The sequence below is a fragment of the Bradyrhizobium sp. USDA 4353 genome, assembly GCF_054063215.1.
Genome location: NZ_JBSSGB010000001.1, coordinates 4,711,218 through 4,731,260, shown reverse-complemented (window position 1 = coordinate 4,731,260; position 20,043 = coordinate 4,711,218). Strand labels below are relative to the sequence as shown.

The 20,043-nt window shown below is 63.0% G+C and carries 18 protein-coding genes; 9 read left to right on the top strand and 9 right to left on the bottom strand.

Annotation, left to right across the window (positions count from 1 at the left end):
- Positions 1-31: 31 nt before the first annotated feature.
- The 6 genes from ACVILH_RS21245 (at position 32) to ACVILH_RS21220 (ending at position 5,019) form a co-directional block, all read left to right on the top strand.
- The gene (locus ACVILH_RS21245) at positions 32-730 is read left to right on the top strand and encodes a hypothetical protein (RefSeq protein ID WP_456714615.1); all 699 of its coding nucleotides are present in this window, start codon (positions 32-34) and stop codon (positions 728-730) included.
- Between the two features lie 408 nt (positions 731-1,138).
- The gene (locus tag ACVILH_RS21240) at positions 1,139-1,498 is read left to right on the top strand and encodes a hypothetical protein (protein WP_456714614.1); all 360 of its coding nucleotides are present in this window, start codon (positions 1,139-1,141) and stop codon (positions 1,496-1,498) included.
- Positions 1,495-1,791, top strand: coding sequence for a hypothetical protein (locus ACVILH_RS21235; RefSeq protein WP_456714613.1), 297 nt, complete (start codon positions 1,495-1,497; stop codon positions 1,789-1,791). The genes ACVILH_RS21240 and ACVILH_RS21235 overlap by 4 nt, the downstream gene beginning before the upstream one ends.
- Positions 1,788-2,102, top strand: a complete 315-nt coding sequence (locus ACVILH_RS21230; protein ID WP_456714612.1) for a hypothetical protein — start codon at positions 1,788-1,790, stop codon at positions 2,100-2,102. Before ACVILH_RS21235 ends, ACVILH_RS21230 begins: the two co-directional genes overlap by 4 nt.
- Positions 2,092-4,296, top strand: a complete 2,205-nt coding sequence (locus ACVILH_RS21225; protein WP_456714611.1) for a DUF6371 domain-containing protein — start codon at positions 2,092-2,094, stop codon at positions 4,294-4,296. The genes ACVILH_RS21230 and ACVILH_RS21225 overlap by 11 nt, the downstream gene beginning before the upstream one ends.
- Before the next feature lie 33 nt (positions 4,297-4,329).
- Positions 4,330-5,019, top strand: a complete 690-nt coding sequence (locus tag ACVILH_RS21220) for a hypothetical protein (RefSeq protein ID WP_456714610.1) — start codon at positions 4,330-4,332, stop codon at positions 5,017-5,019.
- A 341-nt stretch (positions 5,020-5,360) separates the two neighbouring features.
- Here ACVILH_RS21220 and ACVILH_RS21215 read toward each other — a convergent pair whose 3' ends face one another.
- A complete protein-coding gene (locus ACVILH_RS21215) occupies positions 5,361-6,551 on the bottom strand; it encodes a hypothetical protein (protein ID WP_456714609.1) in 1,191 nt (396 codons plus the stop codon).
- A 187-nt stretch (positions 6,552-6,738) separates the two neighbouring features.
- Between ACVILH_RS21215 and ACVILH_RS21210 the strand changes: the two genes are divergently transcribed.
- Both ACVILH_RS21210 and ACVILH_RS21205 read left to right on the top strand, forming a co-directional pair.
- Complete coding sequence (locus ACVILH_RS21210; protein WP_456714608.1) at positions 6,739-7,542, top strand: helix-turn-helix domain-containing protein; 804 nt, start codon at positions 6,739-6,741, stop codon at positions 7,540-7,542.
- Between the two features lie 975 nt (positions 7,543-8,517).
- On the top strand, positions 8,518-8,814 hold the full coding sequence (locus tag ACVILH_RS21205; protein ID WP_456714607.1) for a helix-turn-helix transcriptional regulator: 297 nt from the start codon (positions 8,518-8,520) through the stop codon (positions 8,812-8,814).
- On the opposite strand, the gene ACVILH_RS21200 is transcribed toward ACVILH_RS21205, so the two are convergent.
- The 7 genes from ACVILH_RS21200 to ACVILH_RS21170 form a co-directional block, all read right to left on the bottom strand.
- Entirely contained in the window at positions 8,768-10,024 is a 1,257-nt protein-coding gene (locus ACVILH_RS21200) for a tyrosine-type recombinase/integrase (protein ID WP_456717036.1), read from the bottom strand. The genes ACVILH_RS21205 and ACVILH_RS21200 overlap by 47 nt on opposite strands.
- 292 nt (positions 10,025-10,316) lie before the next feature.
- The gene (guaA, locus tag ACVILH_RS21195) at positions 10,317-11,921 is read right to left on the bottom strand and encodes a glutamine-hydrolyzing GMP synthase (RefSeq protein ID WP_456714606.1); all 1,605 of its coding nucleotides are present in this window, start codon (positions 11,919-11,921) and stop codon (positions 10,317-10,319) included.
- A 604-nt stretch (positions 11,922-12,525) separates the two neighbouring features.
- Entirely contained in the window at positions 12,526-13,827 is a 1,302-nt protein-coding gene (locus tag ACVILH_RS21190; RefSeq protein ID WP_456714605.1) for an RsmB/NOP family class I SAM-dependent RNA methyltransferase, read from the bottom strand.
- 13 nt (positions 13,828-13,840) lie between these two features.
- Positions 13,841-14,173, bottom strand: coding sequence for an MAPEG family protein (locus ACVILH_RS21185; RefSeq protein WP_456714604.1), 333 nt, complete (start codon positions 14,171-14,173; stop codon positions 13,841-13,843).
- Positions 14,174-14,321: 148 nt separating this feature from the next.
- The gene (locus ACVILH_RS21180) at positions 14,322-15,344 is read right to left on the bottom strand and encodes an NADP-dependent oxidoreductase (RefSeq protein ID WP_456714603.1); all 1,023 of its coding nucleotides are present in this window, start codon (positions 15,342-15,344) and stop codon (positions 14,322-14,324) included.
- Between the two features lie 152 nt (positions 15,345-15,496).
- The gene (guaB, locus tag ACVILH_RS21175; RefSeq protein ID WP_456714602.1) at positions 15,497-16,984 is read right to left on the bottom strand and encodes an IMP dehydrogenase; all 1,488 of its coding nucleotides are present in this window, start codon (positions 16,982-16,984) and stop codon (positions 15,497-15,499) included.
- Positions 16,985-17,234: 250 nt separating this feature from the next.
- On the bottom strand, positions 17,235-17,483 hold the full coding sequence (locus tag ACVILH_RS21170) for a hypothetical protein (protein WP_006612633.1): 249 nt from the start codon (positions 17,481-17,483) through the stop codon (positions 17,235-17,237).
- Positions 17,484-17,622: 139 nt separating this feature from the next.
- On the opposite strand from ACVILH_RS21170, the gene ACVILH_RS21165 reads away from it, so the two are divergent.
- Positions 17,623-19,110, top strand: a complete 1,488-nt coding sequence (locus ACVILH_RS21165; protein WP_456714601.1) for a DHA2 family efflux MFS transporter permease subunit — start codon at positions 17,623-17,625, stop codon at positions 19,108-19,110.
- 168 nt (positions 19,111-19,278) lie between these two features.
- On the opposite strand, the gene ACVILH_RS21160 is transcribed toward ACVILH_RS21165, so the two are convergent.
- Positions 19,279-19,752, bottom strand: coding sequence for an SgcJ/EcaC family oxidoreductase (locus ACVILH_RS21160; protein WP_456714600.1), 474 nt, complete (start codon positions 19,750-19,752; stop codon positions 19,279-19,281).
- Positions 19,753-20,043: the final 291 nt, after the last annotated feature.

Genomic DNA, 20,043 nt, shown 5'->3' with positions numbered 1-20,043 from the left:
GTTGCGGCGCGCCCAACGCGGGGTAAGGCTCTTGGCCGAAGAGGACCTTAACGGTCGCCAATCCAGGTTCGGACCGGTGCTCTGCCCTTACTACACCGCTCGCCTGTATCTTTTCCGCGCAACAAACCTTGCTCAAAAGATACATAGCGCCGAACGCAGGCTCGATCTTGCAAGGGCTCGGAATTTAAAACTCAAGGCAAAGCTGGATAGTATCATTGCGCAAGTCAACGCGTTGCTGCGTTCCGATGCGGACACTTCGGATTCGTCACTTGGGTGGCCTCGAAACCTCGTTCTTAGTGACGTAGATCGCCGGACTGGATTCATCGATCTGAAGGATGAAGCAGAACGCGCCGCAGAATTGCACAGGGCAGTAGGGCATCTAAAAATCGCGGCTGCCCCGATGATCAACGCCTCGCATTCGCTGTCCGAACTCTTGGCGAGAGAAGTGACCCTGTCCACGCACGAAGGGCGTCCGCCAAGCTTCTGGGATCGTACCTTCATCGAAGAAGTCGGCGAGCTCTACCGCCTTCTGACAGGTGTCGAGCCCGCACGATCTGAAGCATTTTTCATGTTCGTCAAAAGCGCATACGCAACTATTGGGCGGCGCGGCAACCAGGAACGACAGATCAAAGCCGCACTGCAGATTGGACGTGCGCCCGATGTAATCGAAGCGAAATCATCAGCCCTCGTCTTGGACGACGGTCGAGTCTACACGCGTAAACGAATATAGCCCCTCGGCCTGAAGGTAAGGCGTTGGACGGTACGAAACTCGGAGACAAAACAAGACAGTTTCGTCCTTTAGCCAGAGAGAACATCGTCGACTAAGTTGCTCCCCAGTAACGGATGCAGCGCCGGATATTCATCAGCGCTCAAACGTTGCAGCAACGCCAGGCGGGACGCCTGGCGATAACCTGTGGGGCAAATGATGAATTCTCAAGATGATCTTATCAACGAAATCGAGGCTGCTCGCATGCGCAGCCAGAGCGTACGAACGCTGCAAATGGAACGCCTCCGCGGTTCGGGCTGTCCTTATGTGAAGCTGGGTCGTCGGTGCGATATCGGCGCGGCGACGTTCTCGCCTACATCAACTCGCGGATCGTTACCTCGACGACCGAAGCCGACGTGCGGAGGGCAGCGCATGGCTAAGCGGTTCGCAGAACGCGCTGATAGCGAAACCAAACAGACCGGGCGGGAGGCCCGGCGGTCGCTGCTGCCATTCCGGCCGGCGATCCGGATGTCTGGTCAGCGCTACTTCGATGCGGATGACGGCAGCGTTATCCGTAATGACGTCGTCGAAGTCTTGCACAATGTGCGCCTCGGCGTGGGCTTTGTCTGCCCACGTGACGAGCGCCTGCATCCGATCAAGCGGGGTTGTGGGCGCGGCTGTGCGTGTCTGCAATGCGATGCGGAGCCACGGCGCGATCGCCGACCGCCCAAGGCGACGGTCCAAACGTGTCCCTGCATCAAGTGCCGGCTCAGGCGGGAGCGCCGACAATGACAAAGGCGCATCGTGAAGACTTGATTCCGGCTTACCGCGTCAAGCGTGACGACGGCGGAGTTTCGCTGATGTTCCGGTGTCCGTATTGCCGGGTTTTGCACTCCCACGGCGAACCGCCAGATGAGCGAGCGGCGGTGACCGGCCGTGGAGCTCACTGCCACAAGCCGCAATCTCCTTGGTTTGGGCACGGTTACCGCCTGATGATCCTTGGCGCCATCGGCTCACCGAGGCAACTGCCGGTGTGCACGGCGGCCGACATCCTGGCTCTGAATGAGGCCATGGCCGACCGATGAAAACACGCAAACCCATCGCTTTCTCGCGCGTGGCATTGGCCGCGCGCGCCCAAGCTGAATCCATCGTTTCGCGCTGGCTGCCTAGCGGCCGGCGCGAAGGCGCTGAGTGGATCGCACTTAACCCGACACGGGGAGACGCAAAGCTGGGGAGCTTCAAGATCAATCTCCGCACCGGTTCGTGGGCAGACTTCGCGACCGGCGATCGTGGGGGCGATCTCGTCTCCCTGGCCGCCTATTTGTTTCACTTGAAGCAGGCTGAGGCCGCGTTGCGCGTGGCTGGCATGCTCGGATTGAATCCACATGAGCAGTGATCCTTTTGCGCCGCTCAGCGGCAAGCCAGCCGCCGCGCCGGCGGCCGAGCCCGGTCGCAGCATCATTGTTCCAATTCCTGCCGACGCGCCCTCGCCGCCTGGACACCGGCTCGGACAACCGACTGCCACGTGGAGATATACCGACGCCAACGGCGCCTTGCTCGGTTATGTGCATCGCTTCGATCAGTATGAGGACAAGCAATTTAGGCCTCAAACCCTTTGGCGCGATGGCGCGGCCGGCACGCTCGAATGGCGGTGGGAATCGTGGACGGCGCCGCGCCCGCTCTATGGACTCGATCTTCTTGCAGCAAAGCCGAGTGCACCGGTTGTCGTAACCGAGGGTGAGAAGGCCTGCGACGCTGCTCGCCGCTTGCTGCCGGCGGGCTTCATTGCGATCACGAGTCCCAACGGCTCAAAGAGCGCGAAGAAAGCCGATTGGTCGCCGCTTGCCGGAAGGCGTGTGATCATCTGGCCCGACGCGGACGATGCCGGACTGGCGTACTCTCAAGCCGTCGCATCAATCGTCGGGCCAATCGCGGCATCCGTGCGCATCGTGTCGCCGCCCGACTCCTGCGCTGAGGGATGGGACGCGGCGGACGCCGAGGCCACCGGTTGGGGACCGGATCGCATCGCGGCGTTGATCGACGCTGCGCGCGCCGCCCAAGCTGACAAGCCGGACCAAACCACCGAACCGGGGGAGCGCAAGCGCCGCGAAAGCCGCAGCGACGCATTGATGGCCGCGCTTGACGGGCTCGATCTCTGGCATGATGCCGATCTTGTTGCTTACGCCACGATCGAGATTGCCGGTCACGCCGAGAATTGGGCACTTAAATCGCAAGCCTTCAAGCGATGGCTGGCGAACCTCTCTCGGCTGAAAACCGGACAGGTTCTCAGTAGCTCGACGCTCGACGACGTGATCCGGACTCTCGAAGCGATCGCGATCAACGAACGTCCTCGCCACATCGCTTCCATGCGGACGGGCCGACATGGCGAACATATCTACCTTGATCTCTGCGATGACGCGTGGCGCGCCGTCGAGATCACTGCGCACGGATGGCGGGTGGTCGAGCGCCCTCCGGTTAAATTCATCCGGACACCAGCGATGCGCGCGTTACCCGAGCCCGAGGCCGGTGAAGGCATCGAGATTTTTCGCGATCTTGTCAACGTCAAGGATGACGACAGCTTCAAGCTTGTCGTCGCTTTCATGGTCGCCGCGTTGCGCGACCGAGGACCATATCCGGTCCTCGTAGTGAATGGCGAGCAGGGCACAGGCAAGTCGGTATTCTCTCGCATGGTGCGCGGGCTGATCGATCCGAGCGCTGCGCCAATCCGCGCTGCACCAAAAGACGATCGCGACCTTATCGTGTCGGCGATGAATTCGAAGGTTCTCGCTTTCGACAACCTGTCCTCGGTGCCGAATTGGCTAAGTGACGCGCTCTGCCGGATCGCGACGGGCGGCGGCTTCGCAACGCGCATGCTGCACACCGACCGCGACGAGGTGATCTGCGAGGTGCAGTCGCCTGTTATTCTCAACGGCATCCCGTCATTGACTGATCGTGCCGACTTGGCCGATCGCGCGCTCAATGTGCACCTGCGCGTCATTCCCGAGTCGGAGCGCCGGCCAGAGGATGCGTTGTGGCAGGATTACCACGATCGGCAGCCGCTGATCCTCGGCGCGTTGCTGGATGCCGTCAGCGCGGGGTTGCGCAACATTGCGAGCATAAAACTGGATCGGCTGCCTCGCATGGCCGACTTCATGAAGTGGATTACCGCGTCGGAGGGCGGTCTCGGCTGGGAGCCCGGGGACTTCGTCGCCGCATACAACCGAAACCGGGCTGATGTTGCGGACGGCGCCTTCGAAGCTGATGCGGTGGCCGTCGCGATCCGAGATTTCATGTGTGCGAGCACCGAGCGGGTTTGGACGGGCACGGCAACCGAATTGCTTAGTCGATTGACCGGGCATGCCAGCGAGACGGTTCGCAAGTCGCGCGCCTGGCCGGCGACAGCATCGGGGCTCGGCAATCGCCTCGATCGAGCAGCCCCTCTTCTGCGCGCGAAAGGTTTCGTGATCGACCGGCGGAAGTCGGATGCAAGGTTGATCTCGATCATCGCACCCGACGACATGCCAGTCGCACCGGGCCGCCGCGCAGCGACGCCGCCACATCCAGCCGACAACGATATCGCGCCGGTCTGACGACTGGCGTCGTGCTAATCTAAAGGAGCTTCAATGTCTCAAACATCATTCGATAGCGAGTTGGCTTCCGGCCTTTGGCTTTCCGTTGCTGAACTGGCGCGATTAAAGAACCTGTCTCGCCAAAGCGTTCACGAACGTGTCCGGCGGCTCGTCGAGGCCGGCGACATCTTTACGCGTGGCGAGGGGCGGTCGCTTCGCGTAAATCTCGCGCAATATGACCTTGCGGTTGGCTCGACCGGAGATGCCGCCCGCGAGGCCGGTACAGCAACGAAAGCAATGGCCGATGTCGATGCGCCAACATCTTCCGCCTTCCGTGACGCGCAGACGCGAGAGAAACAATACACCGCCGATCTGAAGTACCTCGAACTTCAACAACGGCTCGGCGAGTTGGTGCCTGTCGCCGAGGCGAAGGCGGGGGCGCGCACTATGGCCGAGACTGTCCTCAAGGTCATCGCGCGCCTTCCCTCGCATGCCGACACTCTAGCGGCGGCCTTCACAAAGGCGGGCATTCCACAAGTGCGGGCCGAATTGAACGCAATCGTTCACAACATGCGTGTGGAGATCGCGGACGCTTTTGGCGTCATCGCACGAAACGCCGAGCCATGGGTCGTCGATCCGGTGCGCGGGATTCAGCCCGCTCAATCAAGAAAAGACAATATTGACTGTGATCAAACTACCGGTGCCCACCTCAACTCAAATGCCAGCCAATCCGCGGGAGACTAACCGCGCTGGCAACCATTAGCGAGCGTAATCTTTTACTAAGGCTTGCTGTATCGCCTAATGGCAACGGCCATATTGTGAGGCTTCGCGAGTACTATCGAGGATCGGCGCGATCGTGGCGGCCGCTGGTCCGTAAGACCGCGGCCGTATACTTACGAAGCGCAAGGCACTTGCACCATATTGGTTCTTGCCACAGAAGGGCCGAATTGGTTCAAAAACACTGAGAGGCATGGTCGACTGATTTCGGTTGGGGCTCTACCGAGAACCGGACAGATCCCCAACCTCTTCGTGTTAGACTACCCGCAGACTTGGCAGGAGCGCCCTCTTCACAAAAAGCGCTACCGCTATTTCGCTTTACCTGCGGTCGCTTCGGTTTTGTCATCAACATACATGTTCAGGAACGGATCGAACCGGCGCCCCTCTCTGTCCGTGTAGTCGACATGAACATGGTTGGGAATGCCCGCGTATTCAGGCGCCTTTGACAAATCGGCAGCGTGTCCGATTTTAGTTTCTCCCGCTACAACCTTGGCGCCTTTTTTTATCGCAGGGTCGAGATCGACGTAGAGTATGCGGGACTGCGTGCCGTCAAAGGCCGCGATAGTCACCATTGGAAAATTCGTCTCGGTATGACCATCGATACGCGTTACAGTGCCGCTCATTGTCGCGTAAATCTCTGTACCCGGCTTGACCAAATAGTCTGTCGCGGCGTGCATTCTTCGAGCATTGCCCTTGCCGTACAAGCTGTCTGCATCTTTAGTCAGGCCGGATCGAGGGGACGTAAACACGCCCCCGGCCGGATCACTTGCAGTGGGCACTCGAGGTTTGGCATCAGGCGATGGATACGCAAACTGTAGCAGAGCGTCGGTGAACTTGTCCGACAACGATCTAAAGGAGACCTTCGGGATTGCGTTCGTCATCCCCTCAGGGCTCGGATACTCCTTTACAGAATAATACCTTGGATACGTCTTCGTCGGAGAGAGAGGGTCTTTGTCCGCCCCCGTCGTCGTGTTTTCCGATGGAGCTGACTTAGCATCGGCGCGGCTTTGGATTGGCGCCCCCGGATTGCTTTTAGATGCACTGCCGGAGCCACCAAACTCGTGTGTGACCAACGGAATGGACACTGCAGTCGCCGCGCCACCGGATGCGCCAACCGTCGAGCCATCGACGACAACGCTTGCCACGAGGGTGCAGCCGTCAATGCACACAGCCCAACCGACAACAACAACAGCTGCTACAACTCCTATCGCCTCCCAGGTCTTATCATCGATTTTGTCGATACTTAGGGAGCCACCTTTGCTGAAGGGCTTATCGATACTAAGGCCGCCGCCCTTATCGAAAGGCTTGTCTATGCTAAGCGCGCCGCCCTTGTCGAAGGGCTTATCGATGCTAAGAGCCCCGCCCCTGTCAAAGGGCTTGTCAATGCTGAAAGCGCCACCTCGGCTGAAAGGTTTATCAAAAATCCCTCCAGCACTGACAGGATTGGTGGACAACGCGCCAAGCAACGCGACACCCATTGCACGACCTTTACGTGACATTATCGCCTTCCTTCTTATCCGTATGGTCACACCCGCGCTCTCTCGCAAGCACGGGATAGTCCGCCTCTCCGCGGTGGGGACCCCGAAACCTCGTTGAGGCTCATCCCGTAATCTAGGAAGATCCGGTCATCCCAGCTTGTGGCAAAATGTGCCAAACTGTGGCGCGATTGGACCGAGGGAATTGGCGATGCCATCGACGGAACGTAAGCTGACTAATTTCTGCAAAAATCTTCGTTACATTGCGAGATTGCACCGGTTGAAACAAGAGGAATTGGCGGCGGAGCTGGGTTGGAATAGAGCAGTCCTCGCGAAACTCATGAGCGGCGAGCGCGATCCAAACGTTCAGCAAGCGATTACTTTGGCATCCTTCTTCCGCATCGATGGAGCTACTCTTGAACTCGACCACGAAGCGTTCCGCGCCCGTTTCGGGGGAAGCACTGCTTCTTCGAACCTACCCTTATTGACGTTTCGTACCCTGAGAGAAAACAATGGTCGTTGGCAGACAAGCTTCGAGAAGTACCGCGGGCAGTACGTGCTTTATTATATGCACAATGCCGACACCGTCATCGGATCACTTCTTGAGATAGACCGCCTCACCACTGACGGCCTTCATGTCACACTGATCAATCCGCACAGAGATTCGAGCGGCAATATCTCAGCCTATGAATACCACGGCTACTTTTATCCTGTGCGCGAATACATGTATTTTCTGCTTGAACAGAAGACAAATGATTATGAGATACTTTCGATAGTACTGCACGAAGCGCGGACGCCGTCCGTGAATGTGCTCAAGGGCATGATTTCGGGAATCGGTGTAGTCGACGAAGTTAGCTACATTGCTGCAAGGCCGCTCGTGGCTCTCAAGCGGCAACGCCGGATCGAGAACTGGCGAGATGCGATTGGAAAGGAGCTGGGTTATGGGTCGCCTGCCGGCATACCCGAAGCCGCGCGGCGACTGCTCAGCAATGAAAAGGTGACCGTGCTGACGTAAGACCGTTGTCAAACACTACTACGGCGAACACCATACGCCGATGTTGGTTATGCGCTCTTGCTCGGCGCGGGTAGTCTTAGCGGCACGTAACTCTGCAACGGCCAGCGTCAAGAGGTATGATGCACCACGCCTCCCCGCTCCCCCTGCTGCTAGCGATCGGCACGTTGCCCGTGGACGACCGACATCACCCGCCGTCCTGGGCGGTACATTGGTCATTGCGCCTTCGCCATCCACTCTGCGCTGCGGAGTCCTTGGATGCCTGGCGACGCCCCCTCACGGGTCCTTCCCGGGCACCTACCCCCTACGGCACAAGCGCGCCCCAAAAACTCGCCAGCCGCTCAGTTGCGATTCTCACCTGACAACCCTGACGTACCGCACCTGGCCCGCTCCACAGCGTCAGGATCGAGGCCGGCGCCCCTGACGATCTCGTATTTTCCGGGCGGCTCGGGCGGCACCGGACGGCAAACCGTACGCATGAGAAACCCGCAGAACTACAGCCTTTCGGACATCTTGGGCGACTTGGACGGCCGAATTCCTATTTGAGAGAAAAAGCTTTCACAGAGAGGTGCGAGCATCCGGGACCCATGCCACGACCGCATGGCTCGCTCGGCTCGCCAGCCCCGGCCAGCGGTGCGGCAAAGATGTGAGCAAGGGAGGGGGAATTACCCCCCGAAGGTCTCGAAATTCGGCCGCCAGCTTGCACCGTGCTTGCACAGCGACCGTGCAAAATTGCCAAGCCGTGCAGCAGCGGAGATAGCACGTTGATTTTAAATGAAAAAGTTGGCGCGCCCGGAACGATTCGAACGTCCGACCCTCAGATTCGTAGTTGGAGGGTCTGACCTCTGACTACGCCAGGGCACCCGATTGCTTCCATTCGTTCGCGGATCCTTCCAATTGCCCTACCGACAGGCGTATGTCTGTTTCATTCCAGTTCGATCGGCTTCATTTGCTGCGTATCGCACAAGGGGATCGATCATGGCTCGCCAGGAAGGCGCGGGACTCAGACGAACAATCCGGCGGCATCAGCTCCGTGAAATGGTCCCTCTCGCCGACAGCACCATCTACGAGATGGAGCAGCGCGGCGAATTCCCGAGACGCTTCGCCCTCTCTCCTCGCTGCGTAGTGTGGGACCTCAGCGAAGTGGAGGCTTGGCTTTTGCTGCGCCGGAGCGCTCCCCTCACCCGCGCCCCGCATCCAGACGTGAAACTGCGAAGAAGCCGGCCCGTCAAAGGGCAGGATCGGGCTCGAAGATCGGCATCGACGGCGGATTGAGGGTTGGCGCGTATTTCTGGCCTCCGACCCACGCGTCGATGATGTTCGACCACTCCTGCATCATGTGCCGGCGCTGCAGCTCGTACTCAGCCTTGTTGTAGACCCCGCGCGACGAGCGACCATCCTCATGCGCCAGGCACTTCTCGATCCAATCGCTGTTGAAGCCGACCTCGTTGAGCAGCGTCGACGCTGTCCGCCTGAGGTCGTGGACCGTGAAATGTTCGAGCGGCAGCCCCTCTGTCCGAGCGCGCTCGACGACCGCGGTGGTGACGCGATTGAAGGTCGCCCGTGACATCGTGCTGTCGGCATCATACCGGGACGGAAACACATATCGCGAATTGCCGGCGCAGGTCTTAAGCGCGATGAAGATATCGAGCATTTGTCGCGAGAGGTACACGTTGTGCGCCTTCGACCGCTTCATCCGCTCCTTTGGGATGGTCCAAACGGCATTCTCGAAGTCGACCTCGTCCCACGTCGCATCCTGCAATTCGCTTTTCCGCACCATGGAGAGAAGATAGAGCCTGACGCCCAGCCGGATGGTCGGGAGCGTAGCAACGTGCTCCAGCTGCTTGAGCATGATGCGGATCTCTGACGGCGACAGCGAGCGATCGCGAGGGACGAACTGCGCGATCGAAGATGGTCCAACGTCGTCTGCAGGATTGGCGACCTTCTCGCCGTGCAGAATGGCAAAGCCGTAGATCTGCTTGACGATGTCGCGGGCGTGAATCGCAGTTGCCGGCGCGCCCCGCTCAACGATGGCCGCACAGTGCTTTCGCAAATCGTCTGGCGTGATTTCCGATAAAAGCCGCTTGCGCCAAGGTGGCAACAGCTCGCGCTCGAAGATTGAACGACGCATCGCCCGCGTGCTGTCCGCCATGGGGGCCGCCGTAAGCCACTTCTCACCGAACTCGCCGAACGCCTTGGCTTCCATCAGGCGCCGTTTGGCGCGCTGCTTCTCGATGGCTGGCGACCGCCCCTCCTTGATGGCGCGCCTGGCGTCGGTGCAGAGCTCTCTTGCTCGCGCAAGCGACAGGTCGGCCGGACCGTATTTGCCGAAGGTGATGGTCTCCCTGCGTCCGTTCATTCGGTAGTCGAGCCGGAAGGAGATCGAGCCCTTCGTACTGACGAGGACGTACATGCCGTCCCGATCCGTCACCTTGTAGGACTTCTCTTTTGGTCTCAGGTGCTTAAGCGCAGCATCGGTCAGCATTTGTCCGCCTTCTAGGTTCGATACCGTCATGCCGTTTTCGGCCGCGGATCTGAAGGAAAGCGACGCTATTTCAATTGGTTGGACCAAAAAAAATACCGTCAGGGCTCATTTTGAGCTGACGGTATTGATCAAAACGGGATGGGAATAAGGAAGCCGATGCCGTCAACCAGTCCAGCACCGGCGACCTTGGTCCACCGATAGTCCGCGATAGGTGCCGGCGGATTTTATTTTTCGTTTCAGGCAGTTAGAGCGTAGATTTGAGTAGATCCGGCTAGCTCTGGCTAGCCGCGAATTATTCCCACTCAATCGTCCCCGGCGGCTTGCTCGTCACGTCATACACCACCCTATTCACGCCCTTCACCTCGTTGATGATGCGCGTTGCCACCGCGCCCAAAAACTTCATATCGAACGGATAGAAATCCGCCGTCATGCCGTCCGTCGAGGTGACCGCGCGGAGGCCGACGACGTAGTCGTAGGTGCGGCCGTCGCCCATGACGCCGACGGTCTTGACGGGGAGCAGCACGGCGAAGGCCTGCCAGATGGTGTCGTAGAGGCCGGCCTTGCGGATCTCGTCGATGTAGATGGCGTCGGCCTTGCGCAGGATGTCGAGCTTGTCGGTCGTGATCTCGCCGGGGCAGCGGATGGCGAGGCCGGGGCCCGGGAACGGGTGGCGGCCGACGAAGACGTCGGGGAGGCCGAGCTCGCGGCCGAGCACGCGGACCTCGTCCTTGAACAATTCGCGCAGCGGCTCGACCAGCTTCATGTTCATGCGGGCCGGGAGGCCGCCGACATTGTGGTGCGACTTGATCGTCACCGAGGGGCCGCCGGTGAAGGAGACGCTCTCGATCACGTCGGGATAGAGCGTGCCTTGAGCTAAGAAATCGGCGCCGCCGATCTTCTTGGCCTCGGCCTCGAACACGTCGATGAAGAGTCTTCCGATGGTCTTGCGCTTCTGCTCCGGGTCGGTGACCCCTTCGAGCTCGCCGAGGAAGAGCTTTGAGGCGTCCACATGCACCAGGGGGATGTTGTAGTGGTGGCGGAACAGGTCGACGACGGTCTCGGCCTCGTTGAGCCGGAGCAGGCCGTGATCGACGAACACGCAGGTGAGCTGGTCGCCGATCGCTTCATGAATCAGCACCGCGGCGACCGCGGAATCGACGCCGCCGGAGAGGCCGCAGATCACCTTGCCCGGGCCTACCTGCGCGCGGATCTTCTTGATCTCCTCCTCGCGGAAGGCGTGCATCGTCCAGTCGCCGCCGAGGCCGGCGATGTTGCGGACGAAGTTGCGGATCAGTTTGGCGCCGTCGGGCGTGTGCACCACTTCAGGGTGGAACATCAGGCCGTAGTACTTGCGCGCCTCGTCCTGGATCACGGCAAAGGGCGCGTTCGGCGAGACGCCGGCGACCGAGAAGCCCGGCGGCATCTGGGTGATGCGGTCGCCATGGCTCATCCACACCTGGTGCTGCTCGCCCGGCTGCCAGACGCCGTCGAACAGCAGGCTGTTGGTTTTGACCTCGACGTCGGCGCGGCCGAACTCGCGGTGGTGGCCGCCCTCGACGGTGCCGCCGAGCTGGGCGGCCATCGTCATCTGGCCGTAGCAGATGCCCATCACCGGGACGCCTGACTCGAAGATCAGCTGTGGGGCGCGCGGCGAGCCTTCCTCGTGGACGGATTCGGGGCCGCCGGAGAGGATCACGGCCTTCGGGTTCATCTGCCGGAAGGCGGCCTCCGCCTTCTGGAACGGCACGATCTCGCAATACACGCCGTCCTCGCGCACCCGGCGCGCGATCAGCTGCGTGACCTGGCTGCCGAAATCGACGATCAGGATCTTGTCGTGGAGCGCGGCCACGGAGGTGTCGGTGGCGGCGGCGGTCGGGGTGTTGGATGGGGCTGTCATGGCAAGGAATTACGCCGAGAGCACGAGTCCCGCAACCCTTGGGACGATCGTGTGATGTGGTGATTCCCAGCGAATGAGAGCGCGACGCGCCTGCTCTGGGGACGCCCCTGCCCGTTTGGTAGCACCGCTGTTGCGCCGGGCGCGGTCGGCTCCCCTCCCCCTTGCGGGGAGGGGTTGGGGGTGGGGGGCTCCGGCGGCAGTCTTTGCTGGGTACCCCCCTCCCCAACCCTCCCCCACAAGGGGGGAGGGAGCGCAGTGTGCGTGGGGGCGACAGCTTCGCCTAAGCCTCGGATGATTCATCAGTCCAGCCGTGGGGGCACGATCGCCTCTTTCGTCATTGCGAGCGTAGCGAAGCAATCCAGAGTCCCGCCCGAGCCCCTGGATTGCTTCGCTTCGCTCGCAATGACGCCGTTGAGGATCGAGAGATCGTAGGGTGGGCAAAGGCGCGGGGCACGACAATCGTTTGGAGCACGCTGGCGCGCGCCGTGCCCACCGTCGGGCGGCGGTCGCTGGGGTGAGATGGTGGGCACGGCGCCATGACCCGTGTCGTGCGCGGAGACGGCACGGCGGCGCCTTTGCCCACCCTACGGCAGTCTTGGCGGGGCTAGGCCTGCTTCTTCAGCACCGACACGAAAAACCCGTCCGTGCCCGTCCGGCGGGGGGTCATCAGCCAGCCTTGGGGGGTCTGCAGGGCGGCTTCGCCGAAGGCTTCGGCCTTGTCCCAGAGGACGGTGGCGGTCTGGTCGGGGGGCTGGACGGCGAATTCCGGATGGCGCGCGACGAACGCCCTGATCTGGTCGCCGTTCTCCGGCTGCAGCACCGAGCAGGTGATGTAGGCGATGCGGCCGCCGGGTTTGACCAGGGCTGCGGCGCGGTCCAGCACCTCCGCCTGGTCCTTCAGGCGGATCTCCAGCGCGCCGGGGCGCATGCGCCATTTGGCGTCGGGGTTGCGGCGCCAGGTGCCGGTGCCCGTGCAGGGGGCGTCGATGACGACCAGATCGGCGGAGGCCTTGATGTCGGCGAGCGGGTCGGCATCGCCTTTCGGCGTGCGGATCTCGGCGTTGTGGACGCCGGCGCGCGAGAGGCGCTCGTGGATCGGGGCGAGCTGGCGCTTGTCGGCGTCGGTGGCGATCAGGCGGCCCTTGCCGCCCATCATCGCCGCGAGCGCCAAGGTCTTGCCGCCGGCGCCGGCGCAGAGGTCGATGACCTGCTCGCCGGGCTTGGCGGCGGTGAACAGCGCCGCGAGTTGCGAGCCCTCGTCCTGGACCTCGATCGCCCCCTTGATGAAATCCTCCTCGGCATGGATTCCGGGGTTGCGGGCGTCGGCTGACAGCGTGATGCGCAGGCCGAGCGGCGACCACGGCGTCGGCACGGCGCCGAGATGCTTCAGCGAGGCCTGCACCTTGTCGCGCTTGGCCTTCAGCGAGTTGACGCGCAGGTCGAGCGGCGCGCGACTCGCCATCGCCATGGCTTCCGCAACGCGATCGTCGCCGAAGACGGCTGCGAGATACGGGTCGAGCCACTCCGGATAGTCGCCGGCGACCGGCGGCGGCGCGCCCTCGGTCGTGCGCGAGGCCAGCGCCTTTTCCTCGGCCGCCGACAGCGGCGGCGGGGCGAAGCGGCTGCCGTCGCACATCGCGGCGATGGTCGGCACATCCAGGCCGCGCTCGAGCTTGAGCATGCCGAGCACCCGCGCCCGCGCCGTGTCGTCCTCCATCACATAGGCGCTGGAGGCGCGGCGGCGGAGCACGTCCCAGACCAGGCCGGCGATGGCGGCGCGGTCGCCGGAGCCGGCGAAGCGGTGGCTGGTGCCCCAATCCTTCAGCGCCTTGGCCGCCGGCGCGCGCTCGGCTTCGATGGTCTCGATGATGTCGATGGCGGCGGACAGCCGGGCGGCGGGAGTCATCAGGTCTTCCGTTCTAGATCAGGAGAAGCATCTTCAGGGCGAAATACAGCCACATCGCCAGCAGCACCAGCGCCGAGGCGGTCCAGGCGAGGGAGCGCTTGTCTGCCCCGCGTACAAAGCCGGCATTAACGAAGCGGGTGACGACGAACACCCAGGACAACAGCACGATCACCAGATCGGCATGGCGCAGCGGCAGCGCTAGCGCGATCAGGGCATAGAACAAGGTCGGCAGGCCGAATTCGTCGGCGGCGTCCGTGGCTTGGCCGCGCCTCTTATTCCAAAACAGCAACGCGAAGGTGAGCGCGACCTCGACGAAGACGGGCAGCAGCACCATGGGTAGCGACATCGTAAATCCCCCTTTGGAATGACGAAGGCCCGGCATGGTGCCGGGCCCTCCTCAAATGAACCGGTTCCCTCAGGACTCCCGATAAGCCCTCGTGGTTCCCGTGATTTTACGGCCGCGCTGAACTTTCACATCAAGTGTGGCTCAGGCCTCAGGCTTTGTCCTGCCCGACCCGCACCAGTTGCTTGCCGAAATTGGCGCCCTTGAGCAGGCCCATGAACGCATCCGGCGCGTTCTCCAGGCCCTCGGTGACGTGCTCCTTGTACTTGACCTTGCCGTCGCGGACCCAGGCCGACATGTCCTTGAGGAAGTCGCCGTGGCGGGAGGCGAAGTCGGAGACGATGAAGCCGCGGATCAGGAGCCGCTTGGTCAGCACGTTGCGCATCAGCGCGCCGGCCCATTTCGGCGAGGTCGACTGGGTGTCGTTGTAATGCGCGATCAGGCCGCAGACGGGCATGCGGGCGAACGCGTTGAACAGCGGGAACACCGCCTCGAAGACCGGGCCGCCGACGTTCTCGAAATAGACGTCGATGCCCTTGGGACAGGCTTCCTTCAGCTTGGCCGCGAGATCGGGATCGCGATGGTCGAGGCAGTCGTCGAAGCCGAATTCCTTTTTCACGTAGTCGCATTTGTCCTTGCCGCCGGCGATGCCGATGGCGCGGGCGCCCTTGATCTTGGCGATCTGCCCGACCGCAGAGCCGACCGCGCCTGAGGCGGCGGCGACCACCACGGTCTCGCCGGCCTTGGGCTGGCCGATGTCGAGCAGGCCGGTATAGGCGGTCATGCCGGGCATGCCGAGCACGCCGACGGCGGTCGAGATCGGGGCGAGGCTCGGGTCGACCTTGGCGAGGCCACGGCCGTCGGAGATCGCATGCGTCTGCCAGCCGGCGCGGGCCAGCACGATGTCGCCGGGCTTGAAGCCGGGATTGTTGGAGGCCGCCACCTCGCACACGGTCCCCGCCTCCATCACGCCGCCGACCGGCACCGGCTGGGCATAGGACGGCCCGTCGCTCATGCGCCCGCGCATATAGGGATCGAGCGACAGCCAGATCGTGCGCAGCAGCACCTCGCCGGCGCCGGGCGTCGGGACGGCATAATCCTCGAGGCGGAAATCGGACGGCTTGGGCTCGCCGACGGGACGCGCGGCGAGCACGATGCGCTTGGCTTGGGACATGGTGTTTCCTCTTGTTGTTGATGTGACGCTTGGTGCCGGCCCCAAAGGACGCCGTCATTGCGAGCGCAGCGAAGCAATCCAGGGCGGCGTGCGCAACCCCTGGATTGCTTCGTCGCTGCGCTCCTCGCAATGACGGAGAGAGCGGGGAAAGCTTACGCCCCGCCCGGATAGTTCGGGCTTTCGCGCGTGATGGTGACGTCGTGGACGTGGCTTTCGCGCAGGCCCGCGCCGGTGATGCGGACGAACTCGGCCTTGCTGTGGAAGTCTTCCAAGGTCTTGGCGCCGACATAGCCCATGGCGGCGCGGAGGCCGCCGGCGAGCTGGTGCATGACGTTGCCGACCGGGCCCTTGTACGGCACCTGGCCCTCGATGCCCTCAGGCACGAGCTTCAAGGTGTCCTTGATGTCCTGCTGGAAGTAGCGGTCGGCCGAGCCGCGGGCCATCGCGCCGACCGAGCCCATGCCGCGATAGGCCTTGTAGGAGCGGCCCTGCCACAGGAACACCTCGCCGGGGGTCTCGTCGGTGCCGGCGAGCAGCGAGCCGACCATGGCGACATCGGCGCCGGCGGCGAGCGCCTTGGCGAGGTCGCCGGAGAACTTGATGCCGCCGTCGGCGATCACGGGCACGTCGGCCTTCTTGGCGGCCTCGACCGCATCCATGATCGCGGTGAGCTGCGGCACGCCGACGCCGGCGACGATGCGGGTGGTGCAGATCGAGCCCGGGCCGATGCCGACCTTGACGGCGTCAGCGCCGGCATCGATCAGCGCCTGCGCGCCGTCGCGGGTGGCGATGTTGCCGGCGATCACCTGCACCGCGTTGGAGATGCGCTTGATGCGATTGACCGCCTCCAGCACGCGCGAGGAATGGCCGTGCGCGGTGTCGACCACGACGAGGTCGACGCCGGCCTCGATCAGCTTCTCGGTGCGCTCGAAGCCGCCCTCGCCCACCGTGGTGGCGGCGGCGACGCGCAGGCGCCCCTGCGCGTCCTTGCAGGCGAGCGGATGCGCGACCGCCTTCTCCATGTCCTTGACGGTGATCAGGCCGACGCAGCGGTACTGATCGTCGACGACGAGCAGCTTCTCGATGCGGTGCTTGTGCAGGATCTTCTTGGCCTCGTCCTGGCCGACGCCCTCGCGCACGGTGACGAGGTTCTCATGCGTCATCAGCTCGGAGATCTTCTGCCGCGGATCGGTCGCGAAACGCACGTCGCGGTTGGTGAGGATGCCGACCAGCTTGCCGGGAATGCCCTTTGACCCACCGGTGACCACGGGAATGCCGGAGAAGCCGTAATCCTTCATCAGCGCCAGCGCGTCGGCCAGCGTCGCGTCCGGGGAGATGGTCAGCGGGTTGACCACCATGCCGGATTCGAACTTCTTGACCTGGCGCACCTGGGCGGCCTGGCCCTCGGGATCGAAATTGCGGTGGATCACCCCGACACCGCCGGCCTGCGCCATGGCGATCGCCATCTTGGCTTCGGTGACGGTATCCATGGCGGAGGCCATGATCGGAATGTTGAGCGGGATCTCGCGCGTCACGCGCGAGCGGATGTCGACCTCGGAGGGAAGCACATCGGAGAGGCCCGGCTTCAAGAGCACGTCGTCGAAGGTGAAGGCTTCGCGAAGTGTCTGCACGGTCGCCATCGTCAACTCCTTGTCTGCGGCCACAACGACCGCGATGGGATTACGGATGAGCGGCGCCGCCGTCGAGACCATGCCTCGCCGTCGAATCGGAGCCCATCGGTGGGGTTGACGCGGGTCGATAGCATGGGCCTGTGACGAATCAAAGAGCCGATCCGCCGTCCTCTCGCGAATGCGAATGACGGCCCGGATCGGCCCCTGATGCGCAACAAAAGGTCGCGAAAACCCCGGTTCCGGGGCGGAAGTTCGGCTTTTAGCGCCAGGCGCCCGGCGGCGGGCCGTAGCGGCGGATGGCGTCGACCACCTCGCGGTGGCGGCGGTCCTCCCGTCGCATGTGGACGGCGACCAGAGCGTGGGCCGAGGGCACCAGCAGCAGCACGTGGAAGAACAGGCCGAGCACCAGGCAGACCACACACAGCAGCAGGTTGAAGATGGCCGCGAACGGCTGCCCGTTGAGCAGCAGACCCAGCGGCGGCACCAAAGCGGCGAGCAGGTAGATCATCGGCACATCTCCCCAAGAGCGGGACGCGACAGCGTCACGCTGCATTTGGGGCGCCATGCCGGCAGCGCAATGGCCCTGTTCGTCGCAGGGTGTTAAAGCCGCCGCGCCGGCCCTCCTCCTTGCCCTTCCCCAGGATTCGATGAACAAGCAACGAATCATTCCGCTGATCGTCGCCACCGCCCTGTTCATGGAGAACATGGACTCCACGGTCATCGCGACCTCGCTGCCGGCCATCGCCAGGGATATCGGCACCAGCCCGCTGACCTTGAAGCTCGCCATCACCTCCTACCTGCTGTCGCTCGCGGTGTTCATCCCGGCGAGCGGCTGGACCGCCGACCGCTTTGGCGCGCGGCGGGTGTTCTCGAGCGCGGTCGCCGTGTTCATGATCGGCTCGATCGGCTGCGCGCTCGCCAACTCGGTCGAGAACTTCGTGTTCGCGCGCATCCTGCAGGGCATGGGCGGGGCGATGATGACGCCGGTCGGACGTCTCGTGCTGTTGCGCTCCGTCGACAAGAGCGCGCTGGTCGGCGCGATGGCCTGGGTGACGATCCCCGCGCTGATCGGGCCCGTGATCGGGCCGCCGGTCGGCGGCTTCATCACCACCTATTTCTCCTGGCACTGGATCTTCCTGATCAACATTCCGATCGGCATCGTCGGCATCATCATGGCGTTGCGCTTCATCGATCCGATCAAGAGCGACAATCCCGAGCCGTTCGATCTGTATGGGATGGTGCTCGCCGGCATCGGTCTCGCCGGCCTCGCCTTCGGCCTCTCGGTTGCCGGCCTCAATCTGCTGCCATGGTCGGTGGTCGGCAGCCTCATTGCGATCGGCGCGATCTCGATGACGCTGTATGTGCGCCACTCCTGGCGCACCAATTCGCCGGTGCTCGACTTCTCGCTGCTGCGGCTGCCGACGTTGCGCGCCTCGATCGTGGGCGGCTTCATGTTCCGGCTCGGCATCGGCGCCCTGCCCTTCCTGCTGCCGCTCTTGATGCAGCTCGGCTTCGGCCTGTCGCCGTTCCAGTCCGGCCTCGTCACCTTCGGCTCCTCGGCCGGCGCGATGGGCATGAAGGCGCTGGCGGCGCGGCTGATCAAGACCTTCGGCTTCCGCCATTTGATGACCGTCAACGCCGTCGTCAGCTCGGTCTTCCTCGCCGCCTGCGCGCTGTTCACGCCGGCGACGCCGCTGCTCCTGATCGTGATCATCCTGTTCGTCGGCGGCTTCTTCCGCTCGCTGCAGTTCACCGCGATCAACACCGTGGCCTATGCCGAGGTCGAGACCGCCCAGATGAGCCGCGCCACGACGCTCACCAGCGTCAACCAGCAGCTCGCGATATCAGCCGGCGTCGCCGTCGGCGCATTTTCAGTTGAAACGACGATGTGGGCCCATGGCGCGAGCGAGCTGACCGCCACCTCCTTCGCGCCGGCCTTCATCGTCGTCGCCATCACCTCGGCGCTGTCGTCATTCTTCTTCTGGCAGATGCCCGACGATGCCGGCAGCGAGATCTCGGGCCGGAAGGTCGCGGCGATCGCAAGCCGCAAGGGTGCCGAGAAAGGCGCAGAAAAAGCGGCGACCAAGTCGGCGAGCGAGACCACGCACGACGCGCGGGATCAGAAGCTGGGGTAGTTGGCCGCGTCGCCCGGGCGAGCGCACGCGCGCGCCATCGGTGTGATGGACAATTGTGAGAACCCGGATGTCGCACTGTTCATCCGGGCTCCACATCGCGAGCAATGTCATCCACGCCGGGGCGACGTGGAGAGCGGACCCGTTCCGGCCGGAGCGGTCCGAGGCCGCCTACTTCTCCGGCATCATCGACGAGTGCAGATGGTCGATCTTCCAGGCGCCGTCCTCATAGCGATAGATGAAGGAGTAGCGCGCTTTGACGTCGGTCTTCGTGCCGCTCGCCGGATCGGTCAAGGTCACCGTCCAGGTGCCGAGACGGGTGGCCGTGTTGCAGTCGAGCTCGATGGTCGAGGTGTCGATACGGCCGACCGGGCTGCTCTTGAGGAATTTGACGAAGTAGTCGTTGACCTCCTCGGGTGTGGTGCGCGGCTGGTTCGATACGGTGGCCAGCAGCACCGGCTTCTTGGTGAAGAGCGCGGTGACCTTCCCGGGGTCCTTGGTTGCCCAGGCCTCGTTGAAGCTGGTGAACAGGCCCTCAATCTGCGTCTCGGATATCGTCGGACATTCCATGCTCTTGGCCTGGGCTGCACTCAAGGACGCCATCACGACGAGGGCCGACACCGTGGACTTCACTCCGATAGACACGTCTCTGTTCTCCTGTGGACAGTGGCGAGCATCTAAATAGAAGCTGCGATCGGGCAAGGCACTGCGACAACCTGACCTGCGTCTCCGCGCCACGACGCTGGCCGGCGTCAACCAGAGGCTGGTGATGTGGGCAGCGAGCTCTCGGGCCGCGAGGTCGCGAGGATTGCGAGCCGTAAGGGCATTGAGAAAGCGGCCACCGAGTGCGCGAGCGAGACCACGCACGACGCGCGGGATCAGAAGCTGGGATAGCTCAGCTTCAGAAAGGTCGACAAGCGAGCGAAAGGCGTCTCG

What these genes read in the sequence shown, in the direction of transcription:
- ACVILH_RS21240 (WP_456714614.1), top strand. Translation starts at nt 1,139, where the DNA reads ATGGCTAAGCGGTTCGCAGAACGCGCTGATAGCGAAACCAAACAGACC.
- ACVILH_RS21235 (WP_456714613.1), top strand. Translation starts at nt 1,495, where the DNA reads ATGACAAAGGCGCATCGTGAAGACTTGATTCCGGCTTACCGCGTCAAG.
- ACVILH_RS21230 (WP_456714612.1), top strand. Translation starts at nt 1,788, where the DNA reads ATGAAAACACGCAAACCCATCGCTTTCTCGCGCGTGGCATTGGCCGCG.
- ACVILH_RS21225 (WP_456714611.1), top strand. Translation starts at nt 2,092, where the DNA reads ATGAGCAGTGATCCTTTTGCGCCGCTCAGCGGCAAGCCAGCCGCCGCG.
- ACVILH_RS21220 (WP_456714610.1), top strand. Translation starts at nt 4,330, where the DNA reads ATGTCTCAAACATCATTCGATAGCGAGTTGGCTTCCGGCCTTTGGCTT.
- ACVILH_RS21215 (WP_456714609.1), bottom strand. Translation starts at nt 6,551, where the DNA reads ATGTCACGTAAAGGTCGTGCAATGGGTGTCGCGTTGCTTGGCGCGTTG.
- ACVILH_RS21210 (WP_456714608.1), top strand. Translation starts at nt 6,739, where the DNA reads ATGCCATCGACGGAACGTAAGCTGACTAATTTCTGCAAAAATCTTCGT.
- ACVILH_RS21205 (WP_456714607.1), top strand. Translation starts at nt 8,518, where the DNA reads ATGGCTCGCCAGGAAGGCGCGGGACTCAGACGAACAATCCGGCGGCAT.
- ACVILH_RS21200 (WP_456717036.1), bottom strand. Translation starts at nt 10,024, where the DNA reads ATGCTGACCGATGCTGCGCTTAAGCACCTGAGACCAAAAGAGAAGTCC.
- guaA (WP_456714606.1), bottom strand. Translation starts at nt 11,921, where the DNA reads ATGACAGCCCCATCCAACACCCCGACCGCCGCCGCCACCGACACCTCC.
- ACVILH_RS21190 (WP_456714605.1), bottom strand. Translation starts at nt 13,827, where the DNA reads ATGACTCCCGCCGCCCGGCTGTCCGCCGCCATCGACATCATCGAGACC.
- ACVILH_RS21185 (WP_456714604.1), bottom strand. Translation starts at nt 14,173, where the DNA reads ATGTCGCTACCCATGGTGCTGCTGCCCGTCTTCGTCGAGGTCGCGCTC.
- ACVILH_RS21180 (WP_456714603.1), bottom strand. Translation starts at nt 15,344, where the DNA reads ATGTCCCAAGCCAAGCGCATCGTGCTCGCCGCGCGTCCCGTCGGCGAG.
- guaB (WP_456714602.1), bottom strand. Translation starts at nt 16,984, where the DNA reads ATGGCGACCGTGCAGACACTTCGCGAAGCCTTCACCTTCGACGACGTG.
- ACVILH_RS21170 (WP_006612633.1), bottom strand. Translation starts at nt 17,483, where the DNA reads ATGATCTACCTGCTCGCCGCTTTGGTGCCGCCGCTGGGTCTGCTGCTC.
- ACVILH_RS21165 (WP_456714601.1), top strand. Translation starts at nt 17,623, where the DNA reads ATGAACAAGCAACGAATCATTCCGCTGATCGTCGCCACCGCCCTGTTC.